The sequence below is a fragment of the Mesorhizobium sp. M0923 genome (assembly GCF_040319365.1).
Lineage (GTDB): Bacteria > Pseudomonadota > Alphaproteobacteria > Rhizobiales > Rhizobiaceae > Mesorhizobium.
This window is the reverse complement of the sequence record NZ_JAMYNW010000033.1, coordinates 22642-48973: the sequence shown is the minus strand read 5'-3', so window position 1 is coordinate 48973 and position 26332 is coordinate 22642. Positions and strand designations below refer to the sequence as shown.

Genomic DNA, 26332 nt, shown 5'->3' with positions numbered 1-26332 from the left:
CCCGCAGCCGATGGCTGCATCAGGAGGCCGGACAGATGGCAGCATCCGACATCGTGCCTACCGCCAAAAAAATCGCTTGCGTCCGAAGGGGCGTCCACAGATGGGCTAATCAGCGGTATGATGTCGTTAGCGTGGTTGGGCCACCAGCAGGTCGACGCCACGATCGACACGCGCAATTTCCCGCGCTACGAGAATGTCAGTGACTGCGCGCTCTTCCTCGGGCGGTCTGGCTGCGCCGTCTAGAATCTGAATGCATCTCGCGCCGACCCGTTCAGCAATGAGCTGTTCGGCTTGCCGCATTGACGGCGAAGCAAGCTCAAGTACGTTTTCGCGCATCTCACGCGCCGCCTCGCCGACTTCCGCAAAACGCTTCTCGGCGAACTGCTCCCTGAAGAGCGCAGCGAGATCATCAAATGTTTGAACTTTGGTGGGCTTGGGTTTCGAGCAAAAATATCCAGTTGCCAGTCCAGGTTTATAGGCAAGGCTGTGCGCTTTGTCGTCTGGCAAGGGCCCAATATCCCCTGGTGAGACGAAAATGGACTGCCGTGCTACGGTTGCTCCAAATAAGAGCGGTCGAAATCGCTGATGTTTGCGATACAAGGAGCCGCATAGAAGACGTTTGACGGATAGCGCGCCTCAAACCGAAGAAGCGGTTCATGCTGACGCGACACATCCCTGCGCATCATCGCAATCCGAAAAAATGGTATCGACAAACCGGGACAATGTCCGCTCGCAACCTCAAAGGCAGTTCCTCGCTTCATCAGCTCCGGAAGCTTGTACTGGAAAAACAGCGGAACCCCTGGGAAGTTGATGCGGATGTCAAAGCCAGAATGCCCCTCCTGTATGAGGTTTGGAAAGACCGGCGCGCCTACAGGTGCGGCTGACGATGACCGGATAAGGTTTTCGGTGAAGGCATACCCAAATGAGAACTCCATGTAGCCCACCTTCATTCAATTCTGCTTTCGTGCTGAAGTTTATCCTGGCTCTTTGCCTGCAGCCGAGCAGACTCTATAACAAGAAAAACTATGTATACTTGGAGATAGTCTGAGCTTATCGATTCCTCGGATAGATATTTAAAGAGCTCACCCACTCTTCCGGCTGCTAGAATGGGAATGGGAAGCTTCTGGTTGATCTGGGTCGAGTTCCAGTTGATTTTGGTAAGCGACAAAACCTCCTGCGCTATCTCAGCGATTCCCGGCCAGATCGCCGATAAGTTTCGGGCTTCGCGAACAGAGCCAGAGTGCGTAGCCGATATCTTCAACCGGGGCGGCGGCTTCTCCCTCGCCAGTGCCGAGCGCGATCACATGCGTTGCGCATTCGGCCAGCGCGCCGTCAAGGCGCCCCGCTTCCGTCGCGCTGCCGTAAAGGTCCAGGAACCACGCCAGCGAATAAGACCAGTCGGCAGGCAAGTCCTGCCCATTGTGATCCCTTGCGACGACGGCCACGACGGCGTTGCGGCCTTCGGGCGTGCGGGGCTCTATCCCAAGGATGGGGTATAATTCGGGTGTCGGCTGCTGAAGGATACGCGCCGGCACGAGCGACAGTGCTTTCTCCAGCGAGGGAGGAAAATCCTCCAGTTCTCGGCCAGTTCGGCAGCTTCTCTCCTTCGTCCCTCGCGGCGCGCTTCTACATATTCTGCCGCAACCACGGCAACGGTGCGCTGCGCCCGTTCAGCGGTGCCGGTGGCAATCAGCTCGGCCGGAATGTCACCATCCTTGATCGCCCAGTGCGTACGGTGCTGTTCGAACTGTTGAATGCCCAGCCGGTCCGCAATTCTCAACACCGCTGACCGGTCGAGAAAGGCATGTTCCGGATCGGGCTCGAAGGTGAAGGCCAGTTCGTGTCCGCGCCGAACGATATTGCGTATGCGGCCGTGCCGGACCACGCGCGTGTGCGGGCCTCCCGCCCCGACTTCGTACATCAACAGCGCCGGGATTTCCTCCAGCCGGCGCAATGTTTCAGGACGCGCGAGGTCGATAGCCTCGGCCTCGGCGCCGCTATATTCCTTGAACCGGTCAATGGTTGACGTGAACGGCGGCGTTTCCCACCACTCGCCGCGGCCCGAGACAAGCAAGTTAAACATGGCACACCACCGACCTCACGCCGCCTTCTCCATAGACCACTTCACCCGTTCGGCGAGAAAGGCGGCGAATGTTTTCACATTCATATTGCCGCTCGCCTCCTCCAGCCCTGCGAGGTAGGCCTTCCGGTCATCGACTCTGATGACTGTCCAGGGGTAACCGCCTGAAGCCAGCATCGCGTTCATGAGGAACCGCGCCATCCGTCCGTTGCCGTCCGGATAGGGGTGCACATAGCCCACAAGCCAATGCCCCAGCACGGCACGCACGGAGGCCTCCTTCTCCGCCTCCAGCAGGTCGAACAGCTCATTCATACCATCGGCCACCGCTCCGGTACGCGGCGGCACGTGCTGCGAGCCGCGCAGGTACACAGGGTGATCGCGATATCCCGCAAGCGCGCTCGCTTTGAGGATGCCGGCGGTCACTGACGGCGCGAACAGCTCCCGGTACCACTCCCGGTGAGTGTCCCGCGTCAACGCGCCGGCTGGCTTGCCGTTGATGATCGCGGCAACAGAGTCTTTGACCTTCTGGAATGCGAGGTAGTAGCCACGCGCGGCAAGCGCATCCCGGTTCTTGCGGTCCTCTTCATCAATCTCCGGATTCCAGCTCCCCTCGCGCACCCGGTCGATGAGTTCCGGGGTGACGCTGTACCCTTCTATCGACAGCGAATGGTAGGCGTCGCTTTCGTAGATATCCTCGACGAACTTCATATAGGCGTCTTTGTCGGACGGCAGTCCGGGTGCCTTCGGGAATATCTCGATGATGGCTTCGCGCTGCGATTGCCAGATCGCGCGCAGGCGGGCGACCAACGGCGGTACGCCCGCCGCAATGGTTGTCACTCCAATTTGTCCCGCGAACGGATCGGATTCGCGCACGTCATAGCCGGCGGCTTTGAAGGCGGCCACGATTTCATCGGCAAAGGAGTCGCGTCCTACGCGACGGAAGGCCCCCGCAAGCCGTCCCGCCACGGCGGAATGGCCGCCATCAAGCAGCAGGGCCAGAACGGTTGATACGTCGCGCACCGACGCCATGGCGATCTGCATCTCGATAGGGGCGCGCTGGAAGAACGCTTCCGGCACCCGGGTAAGGGCGGCCTCGACAGTGAACACGCGCTGGCCGTTTTTCTCTGTCAGTTCGGCCGGCATCTCCTTGACCTTGAGGTCATAGAGCGAAGTGCCGAACAGCAGGTCGATTTTGTTATTCGTGCCTTTGGGGGTGTTCACCACCACCTGAGGCGGAATAGTGGGCGCTTCCGCGTGCAGAAGCAGCGACTGCTCCGGTGAGAGGAACCAGTCCTTGCCGAACCGGTCATTGCAGTAAAGGGAGCAGAACTCCCAGAAGCTCGCGTACCAAGGGGTGGTGTCTTGCTGCCGTGCCTGTGGGCCGGTCGACATGAGCCAGCCTTTGATAACATCGCGCAGGAACCCGTTCTGCAGCAGCCGCTCCCGGTGGACGCGGGTCAGCTCATCTGATTTGAATATGCGCCGCCCACCCTCCTGCAGCTCTTTGAGGACGGCCAGTGATACAGCGAGTTTTTCATGGGGCTTGGCCATGGCCGTGCCTTTGCAAGTTTTTAGAGCTGTGCGATTACAAGTATATAGTGCTGATAGGCGACAAGTCAATGATGCTGTGGAGTTGCAAGTTTTTTTAGTCGTGCGATAACAAGTTTTTTATGCGATAATCGGCAAATGCGATCGTTTCCATAGCCGCGCGAAGGATCGTTACCCGGATGGGCCGAGACCCAGCTCCCCCGCAGGCTACGCACGGGCTCGGGGCGAGCCTAGAGCCTGGCCCTCCGAAGCGCTTCGAAGGAGGACGCGCCTCTTTGAAAAACTCGCCCGTTGTGCATCGTGGGTACCCGTAAACGCGAATTCTCAAAGGAAAGACGCTCCTTACCTCTCCCTCCCGCCACGATCATCACGGCCGCGCCCGCGCTCACTACGCCGTGACGCCCGCGAGATCGCTGCACGCATCTGATCGGCCACCAGACCGGGTTGCAGATGAAGGATGTCCGTGACGCTGTCGTGTGTTTGCACCGTCACCGCAGTGACGGCAAGGCAGCTGCGCACGCCCATGGAGGAGAGCGTCTCGATATCGCGCGCGATTCCGGCACCCCCACTGGAGTCCGATCCGCCGACGACAAGTACATGCGATGCCTGCCTCAGCGCCCTTTCATCCGTTAGAATGAGCGTTCGAAACGCAGGATTCCGCCGACACTGCTCTTCTTGTTGGCGTTGGTCCAATTCATGTTGGAAGCGCCGTCCACCTTGCCGACGGCGAAGTTACCGTATCGGCCATAGTCGAGTTCCGCCGTAACTGTGAAATCTGGAAGAAACGCATAGGCGACGTTTGCAGCGACACAATGGTTCTTGAGCTGATCACCGGAGAGCTGAAGGTTGAACGAAGTTGTCTCGTTGAGCTTGTAAGTGGCGCCAGCCCAGAAAGCCCAGTTCCCGCCCCAACTCTTATAGAAGCCGCGACCATGAGCGTCGATGGCGTTCGTGGAGTCGTCGTTGAGCTTGCCGTTGGAACCGTAGCCGAGCATTCCGAACAGCAACAGTTCGTTGGTGACATTGATGTCGACACGGACCTTGGCGGCCACCGATTCGTAGTTGCTATCATAAGCGGCAACGCCGGTGATCGCGCCCCAGCCATGTGTGTATTTCAAGCCGCCGACTACGTGCGGTGCGTAGCTGTCGATTGTGCCGACCACGCCCGAGCCTTCTTCGAGCGAAACCACGGCCGAAAAGCCGTTCCCGGCGTCGAAGTAGTACTGAACCACATTGGTATCGAAAGCGCCGTACGGAACCGGCGTCTGGTTGAGTACGTCACCCGCGCCGCCAATAAACATGTCGAAGGCCGACCAGTCCTTACCAACTCGGAGGCCACCAAGCTGAATCCAGGCGAAAGTCAAGGTGCTGTCTCCGTTGAAGGCATAGGACCGAGAACTGTCCGAAACCGAAGTGTGGCGGTTGCCGAAGTTCATGCGGGTTTCGGTGTAGGTCTTCAACGTGCCGAGTTCGGTCTCCTGGCCGGTCCAAGTTTTCAATGTGAAGCGCGTGTTGTTTTGCCATGTGCCCTGATGCTCACCAGTCCTCACATCCGAGGTTCTTGCGTGATCAACCAATCCGACATGGCCCAAGCCGACGTCGTAACGGACATAGCCGCCGATGCGCACGCAGGTCTCAGTGCCTGAAATGTAGACGTAGCCCGAGCCGTAGACGTCGCAGACTTTAACGTACTCAGTCGGGTCAGGCTCGGCAACGGCGGTCACGGCGCGAGCGTCGGAAACGGCAATCAGTGCCGCAGTTGAGCCGAGGAGGAGGCTCCTAATGTTCATTGTTGATCTCCGTTCAAAGAGTAAAAGGAATGGACGTCAGTGATGAACTCTTGCTAAGGAGACAGTCGGTAACGATGCGCGTTGAGTTGAATTTGAGCAGTTTGATGCGCTCGTCACGCCAGATATTCATCACAAATTGAGAATATGATTGGGCGTTATTGTTACAAATATGCGATTGTTATTACAAATATAATAATAGCCGAAACGACTCCATCCAACATTTCTGTACAAATCATCCCCGTCATCTCCGCTAGTTGTGGGCGGGCCGTCACAAAGGCTTCTACCGCAAATGACGTGCCATCCTGACGACGCAGCTGCGGCTTGAAGCTCAAGTGTGCCGGCGGACCTTGGTTCGCTCTTCCTTCCTTTTTGCCTTGCGGATCAACCCAAGCACGAACGGCAAACGTTTCGGCTACGGTTCGTCTGTTCGCTTCGCGACAGTTTCGTTCAATGGCGACAGCTTTGTTTGCTGTGAGCCCCGACGTTGAGACATCATGCGGCGGCACCGCTCGGTACGACGCCGTCATTTTGGCGAGCGCGATGATCGGTAATCACGCGCTGAACGCGCAGCCTTGCCTCCACCACGGAGTCAGTAGGCACGCCGGCCTTGGCATTGCGGCCGACCTGACGGTCGCGTCGAGCAGCCTCTCGTCCTGATAGACGGCGCGCCACAGCTAATGCTTCTTGCCAGCAATTCACACAACGAGCTCATCGAGATGCCAGAGATCACTATGGGGCTGGGCTAGCTGGCGAGCAAAGTCTGGTCCCAACGCCGTGTTATCTCGTTGGATGCGGCAGCAGCGCTCAGCAGAATCTACTCGACCAGGCGCAGGCTGAAGGGAAGGGATGGTGGAACCAAACGGTGCGCGTGAGGGTCGCGGCGGGAACAGCCATGGCCAGTCGCTGACCGTCCAGCCAAGACTGAACGGCCGCTATTGCTGAGAAATACAAGTTTCGAGACCAAAGCGGAACGGACTGACATAGCGCAAAGACACAGGCGAGCGCAGCGGTAAGGTTGGTGGTTATCAGCATGGGACGGTAACTGTTGCAGACCACAAAATATCGCGAGGCCGGCCTGCCTTGGTACACTATCTATCCGACTGTGTCGGAGTTCTCTGGGGCGGTCGGCGCCGAGGCTTATGAGGAATGGCTCAGGAACCTGCCGGCTGACGATCCGGTGTCGCTCTATTTCCACGTTCCGTTCTGCCGATCAGCTTGCTGGTATTGTGGCTTCCCCACCACCATCACCCGCCATGATGCGCCGATCCTCAACTATCTGGCGGCCCTGCGTGACGAGATCCGTTTGGTCTCGGAGCGAGCGCCGCAGACGCTGCCCGTGAGCGACATGCATTTCGGCGGCGGAACGCCGTCTCTCATAGGACCAGCCGAGTTCCTGGCTCTGATGGAGTTCCTGCGACGCCGCTTCGCTCTCACGAAAACAGCTACGGTTGCCGTCGAGATTGATCCGCGCACGTTCACGGCCGAGATGGCCGAGGCCTTAGGAGCAGCCGGCGTGAACCGTGTGAGTCTCGGCGTGCAGAGCTTCGATCCCATTGTTCAAAAAGCAATCAACCGGGTTCAGAGTGAGGCGCAGACGTCGGCTGCCGTGGAAATGCTGCGCCGGCATGGAGTAAGCCGCATCAACTTCGACCTCATCTTCGGTCTCCCGCATCAAACGGTGCAGTCCTGCGTCGAGACCGCGAGGGCGGCGGTCGCAATGCGCCCCGACCGGCTTGCGGTGTTCGGCTATGCGCACATCCCGTCGCTTATAAAGAATCAGCGCCTCATCGAGGAGGCAGTTCTTCCGGGCAGCGCTGCCCGCGCCGAACAGTATGCGGCCGTGGCCGCGACGCTGATTGCCGCCGGCTACCGCGAGATCGGGCTCGACCATTTCGCCTTGCCGGACGACGAGCTCGCGCTGGCACAGAAAACGGGTCGCCTGCGGCGTAACTCGCTGGGCTACTCGGCCACCACCTGCAGAACCCTGATCGGTTTCGGCGCGTCGGCTATCGGCCGCGTCGGCGAGGGGTACGTCCAAAACGAAGTTACACGGGATTCCTACATCCAGCACATCGCAGCTGGCCGTCTGGCGACGTCAAAGGGCTATCGCCTCACCGACGACCACCGCGTGCGAGCCGCAATTATCGAGCGACTAATGTGCGATCTCGAGGCCGATGTGCAGGCAATCTGTGCCGCCCACGGATCTGATCCGATCCGTCTTCTCGATTCAGCTGAACGCTTGGCGATGCTGGCCGAGGACGGGATAGTGGACTTCGAAAACGGTTTTGTCCGCGTACGGCGGGAGCATCGCTTTGTAATTCGCGCTGTCGCTGCCGCGTTCGATGCTTTTCTCGATCGGGATGGCCGTAAGCATAGCCACAGGTGAGGGCAAGCATCCAACCGGAAGCTAAACTCGACGCCCTCGGCCGAGGCCTGTCATGAAGCGCGCGTCAAGGATGCGAAAAGCAGAGCTGATCCGCCTATTTCATCTCATCTTCAATGACATCGACCTCGTGGCTGCCACCGAGGCGTTTCCATATTGATCGTGGTAGGTGCGGGGCATCTGGGTGTTTCGCCGTCAGCGCATGAGATCCCCGCCATGTGATGGGTCAGGAAATCGCGGTGGCTGCAATCAGCCCGTCCATCGATGACAGACCGCGGCCACGCCGCTTCGCGAGGCCCGTCAGGTCGCCCCAGGCCAGGGCAACCAGTTCGTCCACGGGCAGGACTCTCGGCTCGAAGCCGCTGCCCTCATGGACAAAGGTCGGAAACGTGACGCACTGGCCGGATGGCTCGCCCGGGCCTGCCGCAGCGTCGGCCTCGTCACTTCGGAGAGGCCATTAGTGTCGAGCAAGAGCCTCACAATGGCAGACCATGCGGTTCATCGCGTAGCCGCTCGATGTCCAGTTCGGCGTTGCGCAGCGGCGATGCGCAGCGAGTGCCCAGAAAACAGCAGCCAGCTCCCCTTCCGGAAGATCGGAGCGGACGCCACGCAAAAAGCGCCAAATCCTTGGCGCCGGCGGTCTGTGTGTTTGCGAATGTGCAAAGTGGACCGTCGTCAAACGTCAAACAGAGGCGTTGGTGACTGGACTGAACGACCAGAACGGGCTGCTTGCGCCCTTTCGGACTTCACAAAGTTCGAAAATGGCGTCGTTTCAGGGCATAATCGCCGCTTGTCAAAATGTTTGCGACAAGTCCGGTGAAAGCCTACCGAGTATCTTGTGCTTGGGGGGCGGTTAGTTCCGATAAACTATGCGGCATACACATGCTAATCTATTTGATTTACGGGCCGACCTGCAGCGGCAAAACAGACGCGGCAATCCAAATTGCACGAGAGACCGGATGGCCGGTCATTGCGCTGGATCGTGTACAATGCTGTCCTCAAATCGCCACCGGCAGCGGGCGTCCCTCGGATTCCGAACTGCAATCTACCCAGCGGATCTACTTGGATTCGCGCCCGCTAACCGCGGGCATCATCGACGCCGAGACCGCCCATCGTAAGCTGATAATGCAAGTGGATGAGCGTAGTTCCCAGCCGGGGCTCATCCTCGAAGGCGGTTCGATCTCCCTTCTCAATTTAATGGCGCGAACTCAGCATTGGGATGGCGCTTTTCGGTGGCATGTAAGGCGGTTGCGGCTCGGCAACTCGAACGCCTTTCTGGAGAGAGCCAAGCGTCGGGTCACAGACATGTTTGTCACAAGAGAAGGACAACCTTCATTGCTGCAGGAACTTGCCGATCAGTGGAAGGAAGATGCAGTCCGTCCCACTTTGGAAGACGTTGACGGATATCGTTGCGCCATTCATTTTGCGAGAGAGCACAGCTTGGCAATCAGCGAAATGCCGTGCCTTCGCAAAGAGCTCCAACAAGATCTTGTAGAGGCGATTGCGAGAGAATATCTCGAGTATGCGCGTTGGCAAGAACGCGACTTTCCAGAATGGCAAACTGAGTGAGCAAGCCTCCCCGGACCTCGCCTGCGATGCGGGCACGGTAGCTCCTGAGAATTGCGCTAAGTGGTTTGCTGAAGCAAGCTAGTCTAGTGCCAGGCGACATTAGGTCCGTGTGGCAGCGGAAGGATTGCTTTCGCCACGGTGACTGCGGAGGAGGCGACATGGCTGCACTGCTCATTTCAGGCATGGGACGGAATGTACCGATGACAAAGTGCTGCGCGCTTCGTAGCGACCGCTACCGTGGCTGACTCGCGAACTACTATCCGCCAGCCCAGTCTGTGGCGTCGTCTCGGCTTTCATCGCCACCGCCTTCGCCCAGGAAACGCCCGAGGCCGCAAGCGTCGCCGTGGCAGTGCGGCACCCGGCAAGATGGGTGGTCATCGGCCCTATCTGATCGACGGGGAGCACCGTGCTTTCGTCCTGGGCGAGGTTGAGCGAGATGCCAACATGACGCTTCATCAATTGACGGCGGCACTGGCTGAACGTGGTCTCCTGCGAGCGTCGGTCGCTTCCTGCACCGCGAGGGCAAGAGCTTCAAAAAAACCGTTCTGGCGGCCGAGCAGCTCAAGCCAAAGCTGATGCGCGGGCGTGCGCAATGGATGCGCTATCAGACCCGCATTGACCCTACGCGCCTGGTCTCCCTGGATGAAACATGGGTCAAGACCAACATGGCGCCGTTGCGCGGCTGGGGTGTGCGCGGCAAGCGGCTGATGGCCCACGCACCATATGGCCATTGGAAGACGATGACCTTCATCACCGCGCTGCGGCATGATCGGGTGGAGGCGCCTTGGGTCATTGACGGACCCATCAATACGCAGGCCTTTCGCGTCTATGTCGAAACCGAACTCAACAAAACACTGAAGCCGGGCGACATCGTCATTCTCGACAATCCCGGTTCTCACAAGGGCCAAGCCGTCCGCGACATCGTCAGGGCTGCTGGCGCAAGGCGGGTCAAGCCCGCGAGAGCGGCAATTTTGTTCCGGCTATCACCCTCTCGTCGAGAACGGCGTGACGGAAGCGATAAAGTTGCGCCGGCCGGCCGCCGGTTTCCGCGGTTGTCTCACCGGTCTCCTCGACCAGCTCCTGCTGCTCGATCAGCCGGCGAAAGTTCGGCTTACGCACGAGCCTGCCGGCAAGCGCCTCCACGGTGCGCTGCAGCTGCAAAAGCGTGAAGACCGGCGGCATCAGTTCGAATACGACCGGCCGATATTTGATCTTGGAGCGCAGCCGCGCAATGCCGGTCGCCAGGATGCGACGATGATCGGCGATCATCGATCTGCCCGAGACCCAGGTGGGCGCAGCGGAATGTCCGGCGCGTATTGCTTCCTCCACCAGGGCGGCTTCGTAGAGCAGCTCATAACGTTGAAGCGCGAGTTCCTCGTTCCAATGGCGGTCGTCAAAGCCGAAGGCGATCGCCGCCCGCCGTCGTCGGTCGAGGCGTGTCGTACTGTCGTCAGTGCCATCCGCCCATTCCATCAGGCGCGGCCGCAATTCGTCCAACACGACCGCCGGTGTGCCGGAGCGGTGATCCTCCCACGGGAAATAGTCGTACCAGCTTCCCCAGTGTCGCCCGGCCGGGTCGCCAGCTTCGTCTTGGTGGGTGAGCGCCAGATAGCTGATAGAGACCACGCGGTCGTCAGCGCCAACCCTGTCGCGATCGGCGAAGGTGTAGAGCTGTTCGATATAGCCGAGCGGCTGGCCGGTCTGTTGTTCCACCCATCCCCTGAGGCCCGACTGCAGCGAACGGTGAGCAAGCTCGAACGGGCCCGAGGGCAGGGCGTTTGCCTGCGGGATGGTCAGAACGCAGGGGGCGCTGCTGTCCATGGCGACCACAACGGCGATTAAGTCCGCATTGACGTCGTTGGCCTTGCCTCCAGCTCCGCCTTTCCTAATCCCTTTTGCGCGTTCGTCCATGGTCCCCGAGGTTGTTGAGCAGAGCCCTGCCGCGTAGGCCGCTGAACCGATTGAATTCCGTTTTTGTCTGATAATTGTCGGCGCGTCAACACCACCCGTCGTGGCGATTTTAGCTCTTCGCAGCTGCACAAAAAGTGCCAACGCGACATCCGTGCTTGGGGAAGGAGGCCCATTGAGTGCGCCGATTCAAAGCTCGTCGATCGACATTGCGACGTTGTTCTCGTCGGCGACAGCGCGGCATGGTTCTCCACGGCTTGGCGTCGACGCTGGGCGTGACGCTGGAGATGATGATCATGCACGGTCAGGCCTGCCCCGTGGCCTGGAGCCGGCGCAAATGGTCGTCGACCCGCCGTTCGGTTCCTTTTGAAGAAACCCGGAGCAGGCTTTCCGCAATGCCTGATAAAGCCCTTCCAGTGCGCCCGCGCCAGCATCATCGCACTCTCGCTCCAACACAACCTATGCGAGTCAGTAAATCGACTCGCCGGCACTATTGTTTCAGGGGAAATGAATCTAGTTTCAAAGGGTTCGGCCGATAGGCCGGGCACAGCTGCGGCCTTCACGGCCTTTTTGACATAAACGCGTCGCCCGATTGAGATTACCTTGACGGTAGCGCAGTGCGCCATCCATGCCAGTCGAGATGATCATGGGCAAATATCGAGACCATCGCGAGCCACGCCGGCATCGCTATGACGATGACCCCGTTTCCTTTTCGGAACGGACTTCCGAGCCAAACTATTTTCAGCGCCCGCCGACCGTGACGGCAGATCCTGTCGATGCGGAGGTATTGTGGTTCACAGTCAGCAAGGGCTTTGGCTTCGTCAAACTGTCTGACGGCACGGAGGCCTATCTGCACGTGCGAGTGTTAGAGGCGGCCGGAAGCCGGGATGTTGCCGCGGGAACGCCTCTCAAGATCACGGTCGAAAAAAGTCCAAAAGGTCATCAAGTCGCGCAGGTGCTGGAGATCGGCGATCACCGCGCGAAAACTCCGTCACATACGCGCGTCGCTGGAGGGACCTTCGATGAAACCGGTGCGCAGCTGGAGAGCGGGGGCACGGTCAAGTGGTACAAACCCGAAAAGGGCTTCGGCTTCATTGCTCCTGACAACGGTGAGAAGGACGTCTTCGTTCATGCCAGCGCCCTGACGCGCTCAGGGCTCAGCGTGCTGGTGGCGGGACAGAAGGTGTTTGTCGAATGCGGGCAAGGCAAGAAAGGCTGGGAAGTCCGGAGCATTCGCCTTGCCTAGACGGCGATGCATTGCTCGCCTCGGAGGAGATGCCGGAGAGCGTAGGGCGGCCGCCCGAGCCCGCGTAGCAGAAACCGACATTGTCGAAGCGCAGCACGCCGTCGGTGACGACGAGATCCCGGGCGCCCGGCGCGTCCTCGGTGTCAAGTTCGGCGTCGAGCAACTCGAACAGCCGCGTGCCGCAGGTCGAGGCGCGCGCGAACGAGTTGACCAGCAGTCCGAGCTGGCGCACCGGCATCTGCAGAATGGTCATGAAGGTGAGCAAGAGGGCCAGCGTGCCGACGCTGATTTGACCTGCGATCACTTTCTGGCCACCGAACCAGAGCACCAGGCCCATGGCGGTCAGGAACGAGAAATTCATGGCGCTGGTTGCCGACACGGATGTCAACGCGCTCATTGGCGAGATCAAGGCGCGTCCTGCTTGGCGCGGTCGAACTTTTCCAGCTCGTGCGGCTGCGCGGCGAAGGCACGCACGACACGGATGCCGCCGAGATTGTCATCCATCACCCGGATCTTTAACGATCGCTGATGCCCAGATATGGGAAGGTCAGGCTTCAATGACGGGGAAGGTGAAGGATTGACTGGTCGGGTTTCCGGGCCGAGCTTGTCGGCCGCTCAATCGAAAGCGTCATTTGAGGCGCTTTCTCTCCCGCGTGTAACTGGAAGACACGCTCGTCCAGTTCCTTGTCTACTTCCGTGAGACGATGATTGAGGCGAAGGTAGTCGGTCCAGGTCGGCGTTCGGAACGTTTCTGTCCACTGCATAGGCTTCTGAAGGTTGCGCTGGAGCGTCCAGTTCCGAGCACCGACGCGGCTGTGTACATGACGCCGCTGCCGCATGAGGTCGAGGAAGGCCTCGACATTTCTCTCGGCTATCAGATATTCGATCTTGACCACGATCGGGCCGCTTCTCGGCTTCAAACTGAGAGCGACAGCTGGGGCGTCGAATTCCTCCAAAGGATCGGGCTCGGACTCGCGGCGCTCCCGAAGAGGAAACAGAACGCCGGCTGCAGCAACGAGCAGCAGGGCCGCAGCGGAACCCTCTAGCGCCCAGGTCAGCGAATGGTTCTGGGAAACGGTGCCCCACACCCAGCTGCCGGCCGCTATGCCGCCGTCTATCAATGCATAGTAGATGGAGATCGTGCGCCCCACGACCCAGCGCGGGCTTGCCAGCTGCACGCTCACGCCAACCCCGGACCAGGCAGTGACCCAGCCTGCGCCGCCCAAAGCAAGTGCAATTGCCGCCACGCCGATCGAAGAGGTAAGCGCCAGGGAGAGGGAGCACGCCGCGCAGGCGGCGCAGGAGAGCCTCATCAGCTTTTCTTGCGACAAGCTCCGTCTGAACAGGCTGTTGGAGAGGCCGGCGAAGACCGCGCCTGTTCCGAAACCTGCCATGAGCGTGCCATAGGCGAGCGGGCCTCCTCCCAACTGGTCGCGGACAATCAGCGGCAGCAGCGCGAGTATGGCGATGCTCGCCAGGCCAAAGAGGGTTCCGCGTGCGATCGCCGCTTTGATTTCCGATGACATCGCCGTGAAGCGCAGCCCGTCATAGATGGCCCTCCTCATCGACTCGCGCGGAAGAGGCGACGAGCGGACCTTCCACTTGCAGCGCCATATGGTGGCCAAGGGTACCAAATAGGTGAGGGTGGTCACGGTAAAAGCGGCCAAAAGCCCGAAGGAGGCAACCACGATGCCGCCGAGCGCCGGGCCGACGGTCCGTACGGTGTTGAAGCCAACGGAAAGCAGGGTAACGGCAGCGGGAACATCGCGCCGGTCCACCATATCGCCAACCGACGCCTGCCAGGCGGGATCGTTGAGAGCGCCGCCGCATGCGATTAAAAAGCTGAAGCCGAGAATCATCCATGGGTCGAGAAAGCCCAGCGCTACAACAGCGGTCAGCATCGCAGATGCTATCACCATAAGGCAGCGGCCCGCGAACATAACCCTGCGACGGCTGAAATTGTCAGCGAGAACCCCGGCGAATACGGACAAAATGAAAGCGGGCAGGTTCGATGAAGCCTGCACCAGCGCAACCATCAGATCGGAAGTCGAGATGGTAGCCATCAGCCAACTGATGGCAACAGTCTGCATCAACCAGCCGAGGCTCGAGACTTGCGTGGCGAGCCAGATCGAACGAAAGGTGGGCTGCAAAAGTGGCGCAAAGGTCGTTGGTGCAGCCAAATCATCATTTGATCCAGCCACCCTACTCATTTTGCCAACCTTTGCTTTTCCGTTATTGCCGTTTCCCATGTAATCTAGGCTGAACCGTGGCGGCTAGAAGAATAGAGAGAAACTGTTTGCCTTGCGGCACAGTTCCTCGTGATTAAGGGTTGCGGCCGAGACGCATGCCCGAGCCGGCTCACCCCGCCTTCGAAGACATCACGGGGTGGAGCCCGGATTCTTGCTTGTCGTTTGACGCAGCATGCTTCATCAACGGGCACTTTGCCGAGCGATGCCTTTTCGCGAAACGCGACGATGTTCTTTCGTCGGAAACTCTCTCCAACGGCGTTCGATGCGCTGAGTCTGGCTTGGGGCGAGGTGAGGGCTTGCAGATCTTAGACAGGATTGATTCCTGATAAACGCAGACGGTTGCCGGGCCGCGATCGAAGAGGCGCGCGCCTTGCTGCTTCAGCTTGAACAAAAGTCTGACGCGCTCACACGTGCCATCGACGACTTTCTGCTCGATTTGATGAGGCTGGCTTTCATTGTTGAATGTTATGGACGCGGCTTTGAACTTTTGGCGCGAACGCTTGCCCGTAGAAGACTGGCAAAGGTCAGGCTTTTGCGGTCTTATGTAGCAAAACGCACCAACATAGACCAAGCACGCGGTAGCTCGTTTCCCCTAGAATCCGGGGATGCCAAGAGTTGCCCCCAATTGTCCGCTCCACCCGATATGAGCACGCGTAAACACGCTGGTCGCGAAGCGTGCGGAGATTTCCGGCGCGATTCGGTTCAAGGGTGCGAACCTGGCCGACCAGCTTCAGCACATTGACGCCGTACTGCTCATCCTTGGCTATCAGGGCGACCCGGCGCTGATCACGCCTTTACGGCGAAAGCCAAACCGCTTCCGCAAGGGCGAACTTTACAGGCTGATCGTGAAGCACGAGGCGGAAGGCAGCGCGACGAACAAAGAGACGGCGCGCCGCATCGTGCAGGCGAAGGGCTGGGGCGTGTCCCTTGTCGAGCCGATCCGGCACCAAGGCACAAAGAATTGGCAGCGCCGAAAAGCTTGGTTGAGCGCGATTCATCTTAATTAACCTTCGTGGTTTATTCTGAAAACGGCGTGGCAAAGGTGGCGGCGATGAACAAGCTTTATTTTGGCGATAATCTTGATGTCACTCGAAAATATGTCGAGCCCGGCAGCGTCGATCTTATTTATCTCGACCCGCCTTTCAACAGCAATGCGCGATACAACGTTCTATTTAAAAGCCCCCGTGAAGATGTCAGCAGCGCTCAAGTGGGGGCATTTTTAGATTTTTGGATATGGGGTTACGAGGCAGAGCGCGCATACGAGCATCTCTTGACGAGGGTCGGCGGCGAGACCGGCGCCATCGTTCGAGCGCTTCGCGCAGCGCTGGGCGATAGCGATATGATGGCCTATTTGGTCATGATGGCTATTCGTTTGGTGGAACTTCATCGCGCGCTAAAGCCCACTGGGTGCATGTACCTGCATTGTGATCCGACCGCTAGCCATTACCTAAAAATAATACTTGATGCAATTTTTGGCGTTGCAAACTATCGAAATGAAGTAACGTGGCGTCGATCCAGAAACCCAAAAGGTTCACAGCATCAAGCAAAGCGGTATAGCCCAGACACGGATTCCATACTATTCTATGCAAAAAGCGACGACGCAGTTCTCCGTATAGAGAGAATTAAGCGACCTCTTTCAAAAGAGGAATTACTTGAAAAGTATGACAGAGTCGACAATTTGGGCTCGTTTACGGATGGTCCGGTAGTTCGCTCACCGAGTATGGGGGCGCGAGAAAACCTCAGCTACGTGTACAAAGATTATGACCCAAGTCCGTGGGGCTGGCGAATGGAAGAGGACAAACTGGCAGCTATCGACATGCGAGGCGATCTTGGCTGGACCTCCAATGGCAAGCCATACCGCAAGCTTAGGATGGATGATGATACTGGCGCCCCAGTTGGCAATTGCTGGACTGACATCAGTTCGCTTAACCCACAGTCAGCAGAGCGAATTGGCTACCCGACCCAGAAGCCTCTCGCGTTGCTGGAAAGGATCATCAAGGCGTCGTCGAATGAGGGCGATTTAGTCCTTGATCCATTTTGCGGTTGCGGAACCACAGTTCACGCATCTGAGACCCTAGGTCGCCGTTGGATTGGTATCGATGTATCAATTCACGCTATCCACGTGATCGAAGAGCGGCTTGGCGAGCACTTCGGCGCGTTGCGTGTTCCAAGATCAATCGGCATCCCAGCCGACTACGAAACTGCAGCCGACTTGGCGAAGAACGATCCGTTCCAGTTCCAGTGGTGGGCAAATTATCTGTTAGGTGTTCATCTTCTGAAGGAAGTGAAGAAAGGTGCCGACCGAGGCATTGATGGAGAATTGTTTTTCCCTAATGGCCCCGGCCGATCATACGGAAGATTGCTTACCTCAGTTAAGGCGGGAAAGAATGTTAATCCGGCTATGGTGCGGGAGTTTCGCGGCGTCATTGAGCGCGAGCAGGCAGAGATGGGTTTGTTTATCTGTCTGAATGCGCCGACTCGGGAAATGCTCAAGGAAGCCGTCGTCGCCGGCTTTGCTAAGACTGTGCATGGGTCAATTCCTAGAATCCAAATTATGGCGATAGACGAATGGTTCCAGAACCAGCGACCACAGTTACCTCCAATAGAGACCCTTCCCTACGCTGCCTTTTCGAAGCCATCTCGCACCGGAACCGGCAAGAGGCCAGATCCAAATGCGCCAGAGTTGCCATTGGTGTTCACAAAAGAACTCCCTCAAGCCGGTCAAAATGTACACCTCAACCCGCGCGTCGTGCGCGGGTCACTTAGACCGACGCCCGCTGCCAGTAGCCAGCCCATATCCGCGAAACTGGGTGGTTGAGCGCGCCGCCAAGCAGGGCGAAGGCATTGCCGCCATTTGACCGGCGGCGATGATCTTCCAGCCATGCGGCGTGATTGGCGTACTGACACAGGTAGCGGTGCGAAACGTGGTGGTGCTGGCCAGCGACCATGCGGCGAAGGCGGCTGAAATAGCTTTCCACCATGTTGGTGTGCTTGCCGTGGCCGTCGCTGTAGCTTTCCGAGTGGTTGATGCGGGTCGAAGCGTAATCAACCTCTAGCAGGTTGTTGAAGAAGTCTGCCGTATTGCCTTGAGGATGGCCTCGTCGCCGTTGTGGTAGGCGAACGTGATCTCGATCGAGCCGTCGTCGAGCAATTCGGCATGGCCATCGCCTGTGACTTCATCCATCTCGTCACATCCGCCCCATGTGAAGTGAACTATCGAGGGGCTGTAGCTCAGATCGAGACCGGCTTGCAGGGCGCCAAAGGCGATCTCGCCGTTGTTGTCGGCTCCGATGGTGATCGTTGCGGGTCCATCGAGGTTCAGGTAACCGCGATCCCACAGATCGGCTTCGATGATCCGCCAGCGGCCGATCAGTTGGCAACCCGCGGGCACGGTCATTTCGACGCCGCCAAGAGCTTGGGCAGCCGCACCAGATTGTAGGCGGCGGCCGCGAAGGTGAAGGCCCACCCAACGCGGTCGCGGCCGCGCAATTTGGTCTTCTCCTGCCCAGCGACGGTTTTGATCCAGCCGAACGCCTCTTCGATGCGCTTTCTGATGCGCTGGCTGACGGCATAGCCACCGTGGCGCGTGGTGCGGCGATCGATCGCCGAACGACGGCCGTTCGTGTTCTGCGCTACGTGGGGTGTCACCTTCATCGAGCGCAACTCGTTGACGAAGTCCTCCGCGTCATAGGCCTTGTCGGCGCCGAGCGTGATCGCCTGCGGCCGGTCGGCGCGAGGTTCGATCATGTGCAGGGCCGCCACTCGCTCGGCATGCCCGTCGGCCAGCGTCAGACAGGCATCGACCAGCAGGCCATGGCGGTTCTCCATCAACCTATGTCCCATGAAGCAAAGCCTGGCCTCCTTGCCCCGCCCTTTGCGGTAGAGCCTGCCGTCGGGGTGGTAGTCGAGGTGTGCGTCTCGTTCGATCGCCTCTCGCCGTGGAAGTCCGCTTCCGCATTGCGTCCGCCGCCGTCTGCCGGCGGCTCGCCTGAGTCATCTTCGCCCGAACCGCCCTTCGGCTTGACGCTCTTCATCGAAGCCCAGGCCTCGATCAGCGTGCCGTCGACCGAGAAGTGATCCGTGGACAGGAGCTTCTTGACTTTGGGCTGCGCCAGCACGGCCGCCAGGAACTTCGCCGCGATATCGCCCTCCAGCAGCCGGTCACGGTTTTTGGAGAACACCGAATGGTCCCAGGCTGCGTCGTCGACGCCGATGCCGACGAACCAGCGGAACAGGAGGTCGTATTCCAACCGCTCCATCAAAAGCCGCTCCGAGTGGATCGAATAGAACGCCTGCAAAAGCATCGCCCGCAGCAGCTTCTCCGGCGGGATCGATGGCCGTCCGATCGGCGAATACAGCGCCGCGAACTCACGATCTAGCGTCGACAGGGCTTCAGCCACGACCGTCCGGATCGCCCGCAATGGATGATTGGCCGAACCCGGACTTCAAGGTTCACGTAGCTGAACAGTTCGCCAGTTCGATCGTCGCCGCCGCGCACTCGTCGCCTCCGAATCCCTTCGGAGCCAGTGAATCATCGCTGCGGTCCGGTGGCGAGGGCCTTTTTCAACAGATGGGGTGATTGGGGTCTCGCCCGAGCCAAATTGAGGGCGGCTGCTCCTGTCGAGATGTGAGAACGTGGTCGATGTAGATCGCCACAAACATCAGGAGGAGCAGCCATGAAGTATTTTGCCGGACTTGACGTGTCTTTGGAAGAGACCGCGATCTGTGTCGTCGACGAGAGCGGCCGGATCGTGAAGGAAGGGCGGGCGGCGAGTGAGCCGAGGGCGCTTTATGAAGCCTTGCGGAAAATCGATCTGCCGCTGGAGCGCATCGGGCTCGAAGCCTGTTCGCTGACAGCCTGGCTTTATGACGGTATTCGCGCCGAAGGATTGCCGGCGATCTGCATCGAGACCCGGCAGGCCAACGCGGCGATGAAAACGATGCCGAACAAAACCGATCGCAACGACGCCCGCGCCTTGGCGCAGATCATGCGCACCGGCTGGTATCGGCAGGTGCATGTGAAGAGCCAGCAGTGTCGGCTCTGGCGATCCCTCCTCGTTGCGCGACGCACGGTCCTCAATAAATGCGGACGATCGAAAATGTCGTCAGGGCGATTCTGCGGGAGGCCGGCATCAAGCTCGGCACTCCAGGCCGCGCAGCTTTCGCCCATCGCGTGCGCGAACTGATTGGCGCAGATACGGTCATCATGGCGCTTGTCGAGCCGCTTCTGGCGATCGTGGCAACGATGTTGCGCGAGTTCGGGCGACTGACAAAGCAGGTCTTCAATATCGCCCGCAAGGAGCAAGTCTGCCGGCGCCTCATGTCCGTGCCCGGTGTGGGACCCATCACCGCGCTCGCCTTTCGTGCCACGGTCGATCAGCCGGACCGCTTTCGCCGATCGCTGTCATCCTGCATCGCATGTGGAGCGATGCGACAGAATTCCGCTTCGGCAAGGCACCCGGCTCCGTATCGGCCATGAAATAGGCACAACGGACCAACGAAGGAGGAGTTGATTCCGCCCGAAAGGGCGTGAGCCGGATCGTTCCCGTGGGGACGACGGGCAAGGCGATCTCGTTAGCAGGCACGATCCTGGGACGAACTCTCCTAAGGTCGTTCAACAGATTGAGACGCCTCGCTCTACTGACCCCATCATGCGGCGGCCTAACGCCGACCGCGAAGAGAAGCGAGTGACCCGCGGGCGACATGGTCCGGAAAATTATCAGGAGGAGCTTGACCTCAACGACCCCAATCAGAGAAGCCTGCTAGAGCGTCCCAATGGCTGGCCTCGTCTGCGAACAGCTTGGTGCCGGCCAGCATGCGCGCGCGGGCGATCTCAACGCCCTCGGCTTCGCGATGGCGGATGAACGTCAAGGTACGGCCGGCGCGCTCGCGCAGGGCGATGACGACGCGACGACGGTCTGACTGATGTTCCTTCATGCGACGGTCCTTGCGGTCCTCTACGCGGTTCTCAGGGCGCACGACGCCTCCGAAAAATGCACCGTCTATTTCGACTTCGCCTTCAAGCGTTTCGTTCTTGGTTTCAGCCGACAGGGCTTCGCGCAGCTTGTGGCCAAGCACGAAGGCAGTCTTGTACTGAACGTCCAGATCGCGGGAGAACTGGACAGCCGACATGCCCTTTGCGCCGTTGACGAACAGGCAGATCGCGGCCAACAGATCGACAAATGCCAGCTTGCGCGAAGCGAAGATCGTACCGGACGTGACGGAGAACTGCGCACCGCAGGCGGCGCACTTGAACTTGCGACGGGTCGGAATGTCGTAGTGGTCCAGGCATCCGCATTTCGGACAAACAGGCTCACCTTGCGTCGAAGCCCAGCGAAGGACCTTGAACGTGTCGTAAGCCTTTTCCTCGCCACCCTTGTAAATTTCTTTGAGGGAGAGCGAGCGGCTTTCGGCGGAAAGTAGGAAGTGCTGGGCCATTGTCATCATATCCGGTGATTTTGTTCACCGTATATGACGGCTTGCACCGCCAAATGCAAGGGTTTATATCACCGGATATGATGGTATTTTTTGAGGCGGCACATGGCACGGAAGGACGACCCGGCAACCGTCGAGTATGAGACGAAGGCCAAGAACCTGTTGAAGGCGGAATTGAAGCGAAAGGGGGTCACCTATGCCCAACTCGCCGAAAAGCTGTCAGCCATCGGTGTTCATGAGACCGAGCGCAATTTGAACAACAAAATCAGTCGAGGCGGGTTTACGGCAGCGTTTTTTTTGCAGGCCCTTTCCGTCATAGGTTGCTCCTCTATAATTTTGGAGTAGTATATTTCCAGCATGATGCTGGGGGGTCGCCTACATTTAGGCGAATTCATGTGATGGGCTGTGGCGATGTCTGACGAAGTTTACCGCGCAAAAATAGATCGGCTGATCCGAGAGATGAGCGGTGAGGTTGTTCTGAATGGCTCACACATCCACGCTTCTATCATCATAGAGCGTATGTTCGCTCGGGCGTCCTCGTGCATTCGAATCCTCAGCAGAACCTTCGACCCCCGAATTTACGGGGCGCCGGACACCGTAGCTCACGCGAACCTCTTCCTGGGCCTGCCAAACCGCAAAGCTGAGGTTCTGATCGAGGAGCCGCATAATCTGGATACCAGCAACCACCCGTTTTTTCACAGTTTGGTAGGTCATCCAAACTTGCAAATCCGGGTTGTACCACAGCACCTTAGGGCGCCAATCCAGATGAATTTTGCGATCATGGACAACAAAGGACTTCGTTTTGAGAAGGACAACACTGAAACAGCGGCAATAGCGCTGTTCGGCGAATCTCCTTTAACCAATGACCTGATCCGCCTCTTTGATCGTGTTTGGCAGACCAGTGCTCCAATGAACCTTCGCGCCGCGACTGTCGCGGCGTAGGCAAAGACCATTTTGGGTGAGCCGGCGTCCTGTGTGTCTATGTTGCCCCAGCTGGAGCCCGTTCTCGGGGCGGCGCTGGGGCTAAACCTTGCATATCTCAATCTTGCGGTATTTGCCTACATCACTCGTATTAGCGACAGCGTCAGCGAGTCGCTTGCAGCGGTGGAGGCCAGCGCAACTGACGCTGTAAAGGATACTATCTGGTATGGACAGCTAAGAGCCATTGCAGACGTAAAGACGATTGATAAAAATCGTATCCTGATTCCCGAAACACGATGGATAAATACCCCACCTAGTGTGTGGGGCATATTGTTCAACGTGTTTTTCTTCTGGAGGCTTGGAAAGCTTCTATCAATTGTTTTAACTGTATTTGTTGCGTTTATGTTAATCCTTGGAACGGCTCACAGTGCTGGGATCATTGGATGGTTTCTTTGCAAAGATGCCAATTCCATCAGCTTCTACTTCTTACTCTCAGTCTTGGCATTTGTATGGCCTATGTTGATGGCTTGGGCGGGCGCGTGGGTGCAACTCGCAGCGCGAAGGTTTCTGCGATACCAAGTCACGTCTCTTGGTAAGGCAGCACTTATGGAAGCCGCAGCCACCACTGCGGCGGCATCCAAGGCGGTCGACGCTGCCACGGGCACGGCTACTACCGTACAGCCCGCTGCGTAATTTCTCGCTTGGTGCGTTTGCTACATAAGACCGGGCTTTTGTCGGGGGCGGTGGACTCCGCCAGGGGAGAAATGACACCCAAAGCCGGATGGCTGAAGCGACGGTCGCCCCGCGTTCCGCACAGTGACGAAGGTAACGGTACGGCTCTTCGGCAGATGGCGCATCCTCATGGTAGCGTCTGGCCGTTCCCTCTGATGCTTCGGCCTCCCACACCTATCCGAACAGGCCCGATCCTGGAGGGTCCTCGAAGTGGGCATGAGGGCGATAGGCCGCGTGGTTCGGGTACCAAGCGTAGGCGCGGTATTGGGCTGGAAATTGGCGACGCGCGACGAAGAAGTCCGAGATCAACTCGTGCAATGGCAATTCCTAACACGGTGGACGTGTTGGAGCAGCCTCATCCTCCTAGTCAGGAACGTCATCAAGGTTATAGGATTGATGCGCGGCGAACCCTCGGAACTCAGGATCATGTTGACATCGCTGTTCGACAGAGCCGACTTCGCGCAAGGAAGCCACATCGTTTCGGAATTGCTTATTTCAGGGTCTATCGTCGGCCTAGTCAAACCCTTGGCGCGGCGAGGAAGCGGCGGTCGTCGGCGTGATGCATGACGGGAGTCGGCGGCGCCTCACCATAGGCGAAATGCAGGAACCAAAGGAAAGGACCACCTGCATGGAATTGCGAACCGCGTCCTCGGCGTCTGAGCCGCGACCCTTGCCAAGGATCATTCAACCCGCGACGTAGAGCTTCAAGCCAGCCTTGGACATGCGAACCGCGCTACCATCGTTGCAGAGGAGCCGTCCACCAGATGGTTCCATTTGTAGTCCGCGCCTTTGGTCGACATAGCGGACTGGCTCTGGCCACCGGCAAGGTTGAAGAGTGTTCCGTTGTTGCAGTCGTACTTGGCCTACGTGAACCAGATGCCTGAGCACGCGGTCGCGTTTCAGGGTTGATCTACTCGTAAAAAGGAATTGTCTTAGGCGGAAGGCCGCACCTAATACCACTATCCTATTGGCGCCCCATCGGGTTCCCGGATTGAGCAAGTCCGGACCACTATTTTATGCCGCTGCCAGCGTTGTGTCCTCCATGTGCACGCGCGCTGCCGCTGCCAGCAGGTCGGTCTGGGTGATCAGCCCAATAATGCGTCGCTCGGCATCGACGATGACCACGGCATGGCTGCGGCCGTCGGTGAGGACCGGCAGCAGGCTCATCGCCGGCGTATCGGGAGAGGCGGTGCCAGCCTTCGACATCACAGCCCTCACCGCGTCGGTCGCCTTCGTCAGCTCGCGCAGGCCAACTACACCGACCAGCCCGCCGTCGGCGTCGGTCACCGGCAGCGTCCGGATGTTGTGATCGAGCAGCAAATGACGCGCCTGGTCGGCAGGCGCATGTTCATCGACCGAAATCACATCGCGCGACATGATGTCCTCGCACAGCAGGGTGCGGTGGGAGCGCACCATCGCCTGCAACTCGACCTGCCGCAGCAGCCGCTCAAGATCGTTGCGGTCGATATCGAAGGTTTCCTCCAGCGCGCCGAGCGCGGCATCGATATCCTCGGGCTGGAAGCCGACCCGCTCCCGCGCCGGCGGATCGATGGTTCCATGCGCGCTTTTAAGGGCGGGGGCCGCCACATGTGGATAGTTGCGCCGCGACAGTTTATGGATGCCGTAGCCGAGTGCGACCAGCACGATCGAGTTCAGCGCTACCGGAACGAAGGGAAACAGCAAGCCGGAACTGAAGACGGCCGGTCCGCCGAACACCGCAGTTAAGGCGGCGGCGCCACCCGGCGGATGCAGGCAGCGCGTAAACGACATGGCGGCGATGGCCAGCGCCACCGCAATGCCGGTAGCAACAACGGGTTCACGCACGAAATGCGCCACGATCACCCCGACCAGCGCCGAAATCGTATTGCCACCGATAATCGACCAAGGTTGCGCCAGCGGGCTTGAAGGCACGGCAAAGAGCAGCACGGCCGATGCTCCCATTGGAGCAACCAGCAGTGCGACATGTGGGCCAGACCCGTTCGCCAGCGCACTGATCACGCCAGTCAATGCGATGCCGATCATGGCCCCGATGCAGGCGAGCAGCCGCTCGCGCAGCGTTGCACCGGCAAGGATGGGAACAAAGAGACGAAACGCCATGGCATACCCTTGGGCGAGTGGTCGGAACTCCGCGCTCCGCAATGCAGGCAAAGCCACAGATTTGGAAGTTAAGCCAATTCGGAAAGTCGGCTCACGGGGGAATACTTTTGCGCGAAACGGCCATTGCCAAATGGGTGCAGACATTTTGATCGGCTAGAGAAGGCAGACGGCACGCTGATCCGCTCGAGCGCAGCTAGAGGCCAAGGGCTGCCGTGCCGCGGGCAGCCGGAAATGGGGGATGGTCGGAGGTCGAGCTGGGATGGACACTAAGGAATTCAGAGGCTTCGAAAAGCGTGCTGACAATGTGGCATGGCAAGACAAATCAGGCCCTTGTCGCTCCACTTCCGAGGCGAACTCCAGCGGAGTACAGCTTCTAGCGGTGCTTGGTCTGGCTGTCCTTGCCACCATCGGATTCGTTGGCGTCATGCTGAAACGTCCACCTGTAGCCGCTGAGAAGACGACTGCCGCCAGTGCCGTCGTGGAACCGCTATATGACGGCGGCTTGGTTACAGAGCCGGCTCGTGTCGATCGGGCGGGGGAGCCTGATGTGACGTACATGGTCCAGAAAGTGGCCAATGAAGGTGCTGGCATCGTCAACGTGATCAGGTCACGTAATAGCGGTAATACAACCGCGACCACGAGCCTCTCAGGCGTTCGATGAGGCGGGAAAATCCGATCACCAGACCAAACGCGTTTCCGCCACACTGCCACACACGAAACCGATCAGGTCACGTTCCAGGCTCGCCAGAAGATTGGAGCCAAGGCCACCTCGGCTGAACTCTGCCATGCCGCGGCCGCCACCTCTTCCAGCCGCGGTAGAAAACGTGGGTCAGCAGCGCCGGCATGGGCGAGCAACTCCCAAATCGCGAGCAGCGCCATCGACACCGCAAGCGGCCGCATATGTCGGCCGATGAAGCGGAAGGCCGGCGGTGCGATGGAAGCGCCGTGCGACAGCCTATCCCGACCTGCAATCGTGATCAGGCTGATCGTGGGGTCTCCGGACGCCAGCGTTGCAGATAGTTTTCGGCAATCGTGAGCAGGCCGTGGATCACCAATTCGGTCAGGCCGACCACGATCATGGCCGAAAGAACGAGTTCAAATTGAAAGAGCTGACGACCATAGGCCATCAGGTAATCGGAGCCCATCGAACGATGCGATGAGTTCTACCGCAACCAGGGTCTGCCAGCCGTTGGCAAGGCCTTCTCGCAGCCCTGTAAAGATCCACGGCACGGCGGAAGGCAGCACGATCATCGTGAGTTTCGACCAGCGGCTGAACGAAAGGACACGGCCAGACCCGTCTCACGACGACGCCGTTGCGCTTCGCCGCCATCAGCTGGGTAGAGGACTTGCACCTCCAAGCTGTCGATCATGCTC

Annotated in this window: 22 protein-coding genes and 9 pseudogenes; 11 read left to right on the top strand and 20 right to left on the bottom strand. The window is 59.0% G+C overall.

The annotated features are described in order from the left end of the window. Nucleotides 1-126: 126 nt before the first annotated feature. The 7 genes and pseudogenes from NKH89_RS33215 to NKH89_RS33185 form a co-directional block, all read right to left on the bottom strand. Complete coding sequence (locus tag NKH89_RS33215) at nucleotides 127-507, bottom strand: hypothetical protein (RefSeq protein ID WP_352911490.1); 381 nt, start codon at nucleotides 505-507, stop codon at nucleotides 127-129. Nucleotides 508-548: 41 nt separating this feature from the next. After that, nucleotides 549-950, bottom strand: a complete 402-nt coding sequence (locus NKH89_RS33210; RefSeq protein WP_352911487.1) for a hypothetical protein — start codon at nucleotides 948-950, stop codon at nucleotides 549-551. A gap of 234 nt (nucleotides 951-1184) precedes the next feature. After that, a complete protein-coding gene (locus NKH89_RS33205) occupies nucleotides 1185-1445 on the bottom strand; it encodes a hypothetical protein (RefSeq protein WP_352700377.1) in 261 nt (86 codons plus the stop codon). Between the two features lie 32 nt (nucleotides 1446-1477). Continuing rightward, on the bottom strand, nucleotides 1478-2083 hold the full coding sequence (locus NKH89_RS33200; RefSeq protein WP_352911484.1) for a hypothetical protein: 606 nt from the start codon (nucleotides 2081-2083) through the stop codon (nucleotides 1478-1480). Nucleotides 2084-2098: 15 nt separating this feature from the next. Beyond that, complete coding sequence (locus NKH89_RS33195) at nucleotides 2099-3631, bottom strand: Fic family protein (RefSeq protein ID WP_352911480.1); 1533 nt, start codon at nucleotides 3629-3631, stop codon at nucleotides 2099-2101. A gap of 402 nt (nucleotides 3632-4033) precedes the next feature. Then, nucleotides 4034-4243 (bottom strand): annotated as a pseudogene (locus tag NKH89_RS33190) (bifunctional hydroxymethylpyrimidine kinase/phosphomethylpyrimidine kinase); the annotation flags it as partial. A gap of 14 nt (nucleotides 4244-4257) precedes the next feature. Beyond that, nucleotides 4258-5418 carry a porin gene (locus NKH89_RS33185; RefSeq protein WP_352911477.1) on the bottom strand — a complete coding sequence of 387 codons (1161 nt, stop codon included), beginning with the start codon at nucleotides 5416-5418 and terminating at the stop codon, nucleotides 4258-4260. A gap of 1045 nt (nucleotides 5419-6463) precedes the next feature. Between NKH89_RS33185 and hemN the strand changes: the two genes are divergently transcribed. After that, nucleotides 6464-7804: an oxygen-independent coproporphyrinogen III oxidase gene (gene hemN / locus NKH89_RS33180; RefSeq protein ID WP_352911475.1), complete on the top strand. Its 1341-nt coding sequence runs from the start codon at nucleotides 6464-6466 to the stop codon at nucleotides 7802-7804. Between the two features lie 226 nt (nucleotides 7805-8030). Here hemN and NKH89_RS33175 read toward each other — a convergent pair. Continuing rightward, a pseudogene (locus NKH89_RS33175) lies at nucleotides 8031-8159 on the bottom strand (VapC toxin family PIN domain ribonuclease); the annotation flags it as partial. A gap of 524 nt (nucleotides 8160-8683) precedes the next feature. On the opposite strand from NKH89_RS33175, the gene NKH89_RS33170 reads away from it, so the two are divergent. After that, nucleotides 8684-9370 carry an isopentenyl transferase family protein gene (locus tag NKH89_RS33170; protein ID WP_352593192.1) on the top strand — a complete coding sequence of 229 codons (687 nt, stop codon included), beginning with the start codon at nucleotides 8684-8686 and terminating at the stop codon, nucleotides 9368-9370. A gap of 171 nt (nucleotides 9371-9541) precedes the next feature. Here NKH89_RS33170 and NKH89_RS33165 read toward each other — a convergent pair whose 3' ends face one another. After that, nucleotides 9542-9826: a hypothetical protein gene (locus tag NKH89_RS33165; RefSeq protein ID WP_352452632.1), complete on the bottom strand. Its 285-nt coding sequence runs from the start codon at nucleotides 9824-9826 to the stop codon at nucleotides 9542-9544. A 92-nt stretch (nucleotides 9827-9918) separates the two neighbouring features. On the opposite strand from NKH89_RS33165, the pseudogene NKH89_RS33160 reads away from it, so the two are divergent. Further along, nucleotides 9919-10311 (top strand): annotated as a pseudogene (locus NKH89_RS33160) (transposase); the annotation flags it as partial. 7 nt (nucleotides 10312-10318) lie between these two features. Here NKH89_RS33160 and NKH89_RS33155 read toward each other — a convergent pair. After that, nucleotides 10319-11281 (bottom strand): NUDIX hydrolase, encoded by a 963-nt coding sequence (locus NKH89_RS33155; RefSeq protein WP_352452634.1) that lies wholly within the window; start codon nucleotides 11279-11281, stop codon nucleotides 10319-10321. A gap of 147 nt (nucleotides 11282-11428) precedes the next feature. On the opposite strand from NKH89_RS33155, the pseudogene NKH89_RS33150 reads away from it, so the two are divergent. Further along, a pseudogene (locus NKH89_RS33150) lies at nucleotides 11429-11645 on the top strand (3-methyl-2-oxobutanoate hydroxymethyltransferase); the annotation flags it as partial. A gap of 279 nt (nucleotides 11646-11924) precedes the next feature. Then, complete coding sequence (locus NKH89_RS33145; RefSeq protein WP_352911471.1) at nucleotides 11925-12524, top strand: cold-shock protein; 600 nt, start codon at nucleotides 11925-11927, stop codon at nucleotides 12522-12524. Here the strand turns inward: NKH89_RS33145 and NKH89_RS33140 are convergent. Both NKH89_RS33140 and NKH89_RS33135 read right to left on the bottom strand, forming a co-directional pair. Then, nucleotides 12499-13046 (bottom strand): annotated as a pseudogene (locus NKH89_RS33140) (ABC transporter transmembrane domain-containing protein); the annotation flags it as partial. The gene NKH89_RS33145 and the pseudogene NKH89_RS33140 sit on opposite strands and share 26 nt — an antisense overlap. Nucleotides 13047-13078: 32 nt before the next feature. Beyond that, entirely contained in the window at nucleotides 13079-14734 is a 1656-nt protein-coding gene (locus NKH89_RS33135; protein WP_352911497.1) for an MFS transporter, read from the bottom strand. A 1090-nt stretch (nucleotides 14735-15824) separates the two neighbouring features. On the opposite strand from NKH89_RS33135, the gene NKH89_RS33130 reads away from it, so the two are divergent. Beyond that, the gene (locus NKH89_RS33130; protein ID WP_352593206.1) at nucleotides 15825-17591 is read left to right on the top strand and encodes a DNA methyltransferase; all 1767 of its coding nucleotides are present in this window, start codon (nucleotides 15825-15827) and stop codon (nucleotides 17589-17591) included. On the opposite strand, the pseudogene NKH89_RS33125 reads toward NKH89_RS33130, so the two are convergent. The 3 genes and pseudogenes from NKH89_RS33125 to NKH89_RS33115 form a co-directional block, all read right to left on the bottom strand. After that, nucleotides 17536-17805 (bottom strand): annotated as a pseudogene (locus NKH89_RS33125) (transposase); the annotation flags it as partial. The gene NKH89_RS33130 and the pseudogene NKH89_RS33125 sit on opposite strands and share 56 nt — an antisense overlap. A 20-nt stretch (nucleotides 17806-17825) precedes the next feature. Then, entirely contained in the window at nucleotides 17826-18170 is a 345-nt protein-coding gene (locus tag NKH89_RS33120; RefSeq protein ID WP_352593209.1) for a hypothetical protein, read from the bottom strand. Next, nucleotides 18167-19271, bottom strand: a pseudogene (locus tag NKH89_RS33115) (IS5 family transposase). The gene NKH89_RS33120 and the pseudogene NKH89_RS33115 overlap by 4 nt, the downstream one beginning before the upstream one ends. 178 nt (nucleotides 19272-19449) lie before the next feature. On the opposite strand from NKH89_RS33115, the pseudogene NKH89_RS33110 reads away from it, so the two are divergent. Further along, nucleotides 19450-20174, top strand: a pseudogene (locus NKH89_RS33110) (IS110 family RNA-guided transposase); the annotation flags it as partial. Between the two features lie 362 nt (nucleotides 20175-20536). On the opposite strand, the pseudogene NKH89_RS33105 reads toward NKH89_RS33110, so the two are convergent. Further along, a pseudogene (locus NKH89_RS33105) lies at nucleotides 20537-21211 on the bottom strand (IS1595 family transposase); the annotation flags it as partial. Nucleotides 21212-21313: 102 nt separating this feature from the next. On the opposite strand from NKH89_RS33105, the gene NKH89_RS33100 reads away from it, so the two are divergent. The 3 genes from NKH89_RS33100 to NKH89_RS33090 all read left to right on the top strand — a co-directional run bounded on the left by NKH89_RS33100 (nucleotide 21314) and on the right by NKH89_RS33090 (nucleotide 22822). After that, nucleotides 21314-21553 carry a DUF6471 domain-containing protein gene (locus NKH89_RS33100; RefSeq protein ID WP_352593212.1) on the top strand — a complete coding sequence of 80 codons (240 nt, stop codon included), beginning with the start codon at nucleotides 21314-21316 and terminating at the stop codon, nucleotides 21551-21553. 66 nt (nucleotides 21554-21619) lie between these two features. Next, nucleotides 21620-22150, top strand: a complete 531-nt coding sequence (locus NKH89_RS33095) for a DUF7931 domain-containing protein (protein ID WP_352593215.1) — start codon at nucleotides 21620-21622, stop codon at nucleotides 22148-22150. A gap of 33 nt (nucleotides 22151-22183) precedes the next feature. Beyond that, nucleotides 22184-22822, top strand: coding sequence for a hypothetical protein (locus NKH89_RS33090; protein WP_352593218.1), 639 nt, complete (start codon nucleotides 22184-22186; stop codon nucleotides 22820-22822). Between the two features lie 1053 nt (nucleotides 22823-23875). Here NKH89_RS33090 and NKH89_RS33085 read toward each other — a convergent pair. After that, nucleotides 23876-24958, bottom strand: a complete 1083-nt coding sequence (locus NKH89_RS33085; protein WP_352911465.1) for an HPP family protein — start codon at nucleotides 24956-24958, stop codon at nucleotides 23876-23878. A gap of 259 nt (nucleotides 24959-25217) precedes the next feature. Here NKH89_RS33085 and NKH89_RS33080 point away from each other — a divergent pair, with 259 nt between their 5' ends. Further along, complete coding sequence (locus NKH89_RS33080; RefSeq protein WP_352911462.1) at nucleotides 25218-25619, top strand: hypothetical protein; 402 nt, start codon at nucleotides 25218-25220, stop codon at nucleotides 25617-25619. A 62-nt stretch (nucleotides 25620-25681) separates the two neighbouring features. Here the strand turns inward: NKH89_RS33080 and NKH89_RS33075 are convergent, their stop codons facing one another. The 3 genes from NKH89_RS33075 to NKH89_RS33065 all read right to left on the bottom strand — a co-directional run bounded on the left by NKH89_RS33075 (nucleotide 25682) and on the right by NKH89_RS33065 (nucleotide 26209). Next, a complete protein-coding gene (locus tag NKH89_RS33075; RefSeq protein WP_352452640.1) occupies nucleotides 25682-25837 on the bottom strand; it encodes a hypothetical protein in 156 nt (51 codons plus the stop codon). A 98-nt stretch (nucleotides 25838-25935) separates the two neighbouring features. Then, the gene (locus tag NKH89_RS33070; RefSeq protein WP_352452641.1) at nucleotides 25936-26103 is read right to left on the bottom strand and encodes a hypothetical protein; all 168 of its coding nucleotides are present in this window, start codon (nucleotides 26101-26103) and stop codon (nucleotides 25936-25938) included. Further along, nucleotides 26054-26209 (bottom strand): hypothetical protein, encoded by a 156-nt coding sequence (locus NKH89_RS33065; RefSeq protein ID WP_352503077.1) that lies wholly within the window; start codon nucleotides 26207-26209, stop codon nucleotides 26054-26056. Before NKH89_RS33065 ends, NKH89_RS33070 begins: the two co-directional genes overlap by 50 nt. Between the last annotated feature and the right edge of the window lie 123 nt (nucleotides 26210-26332).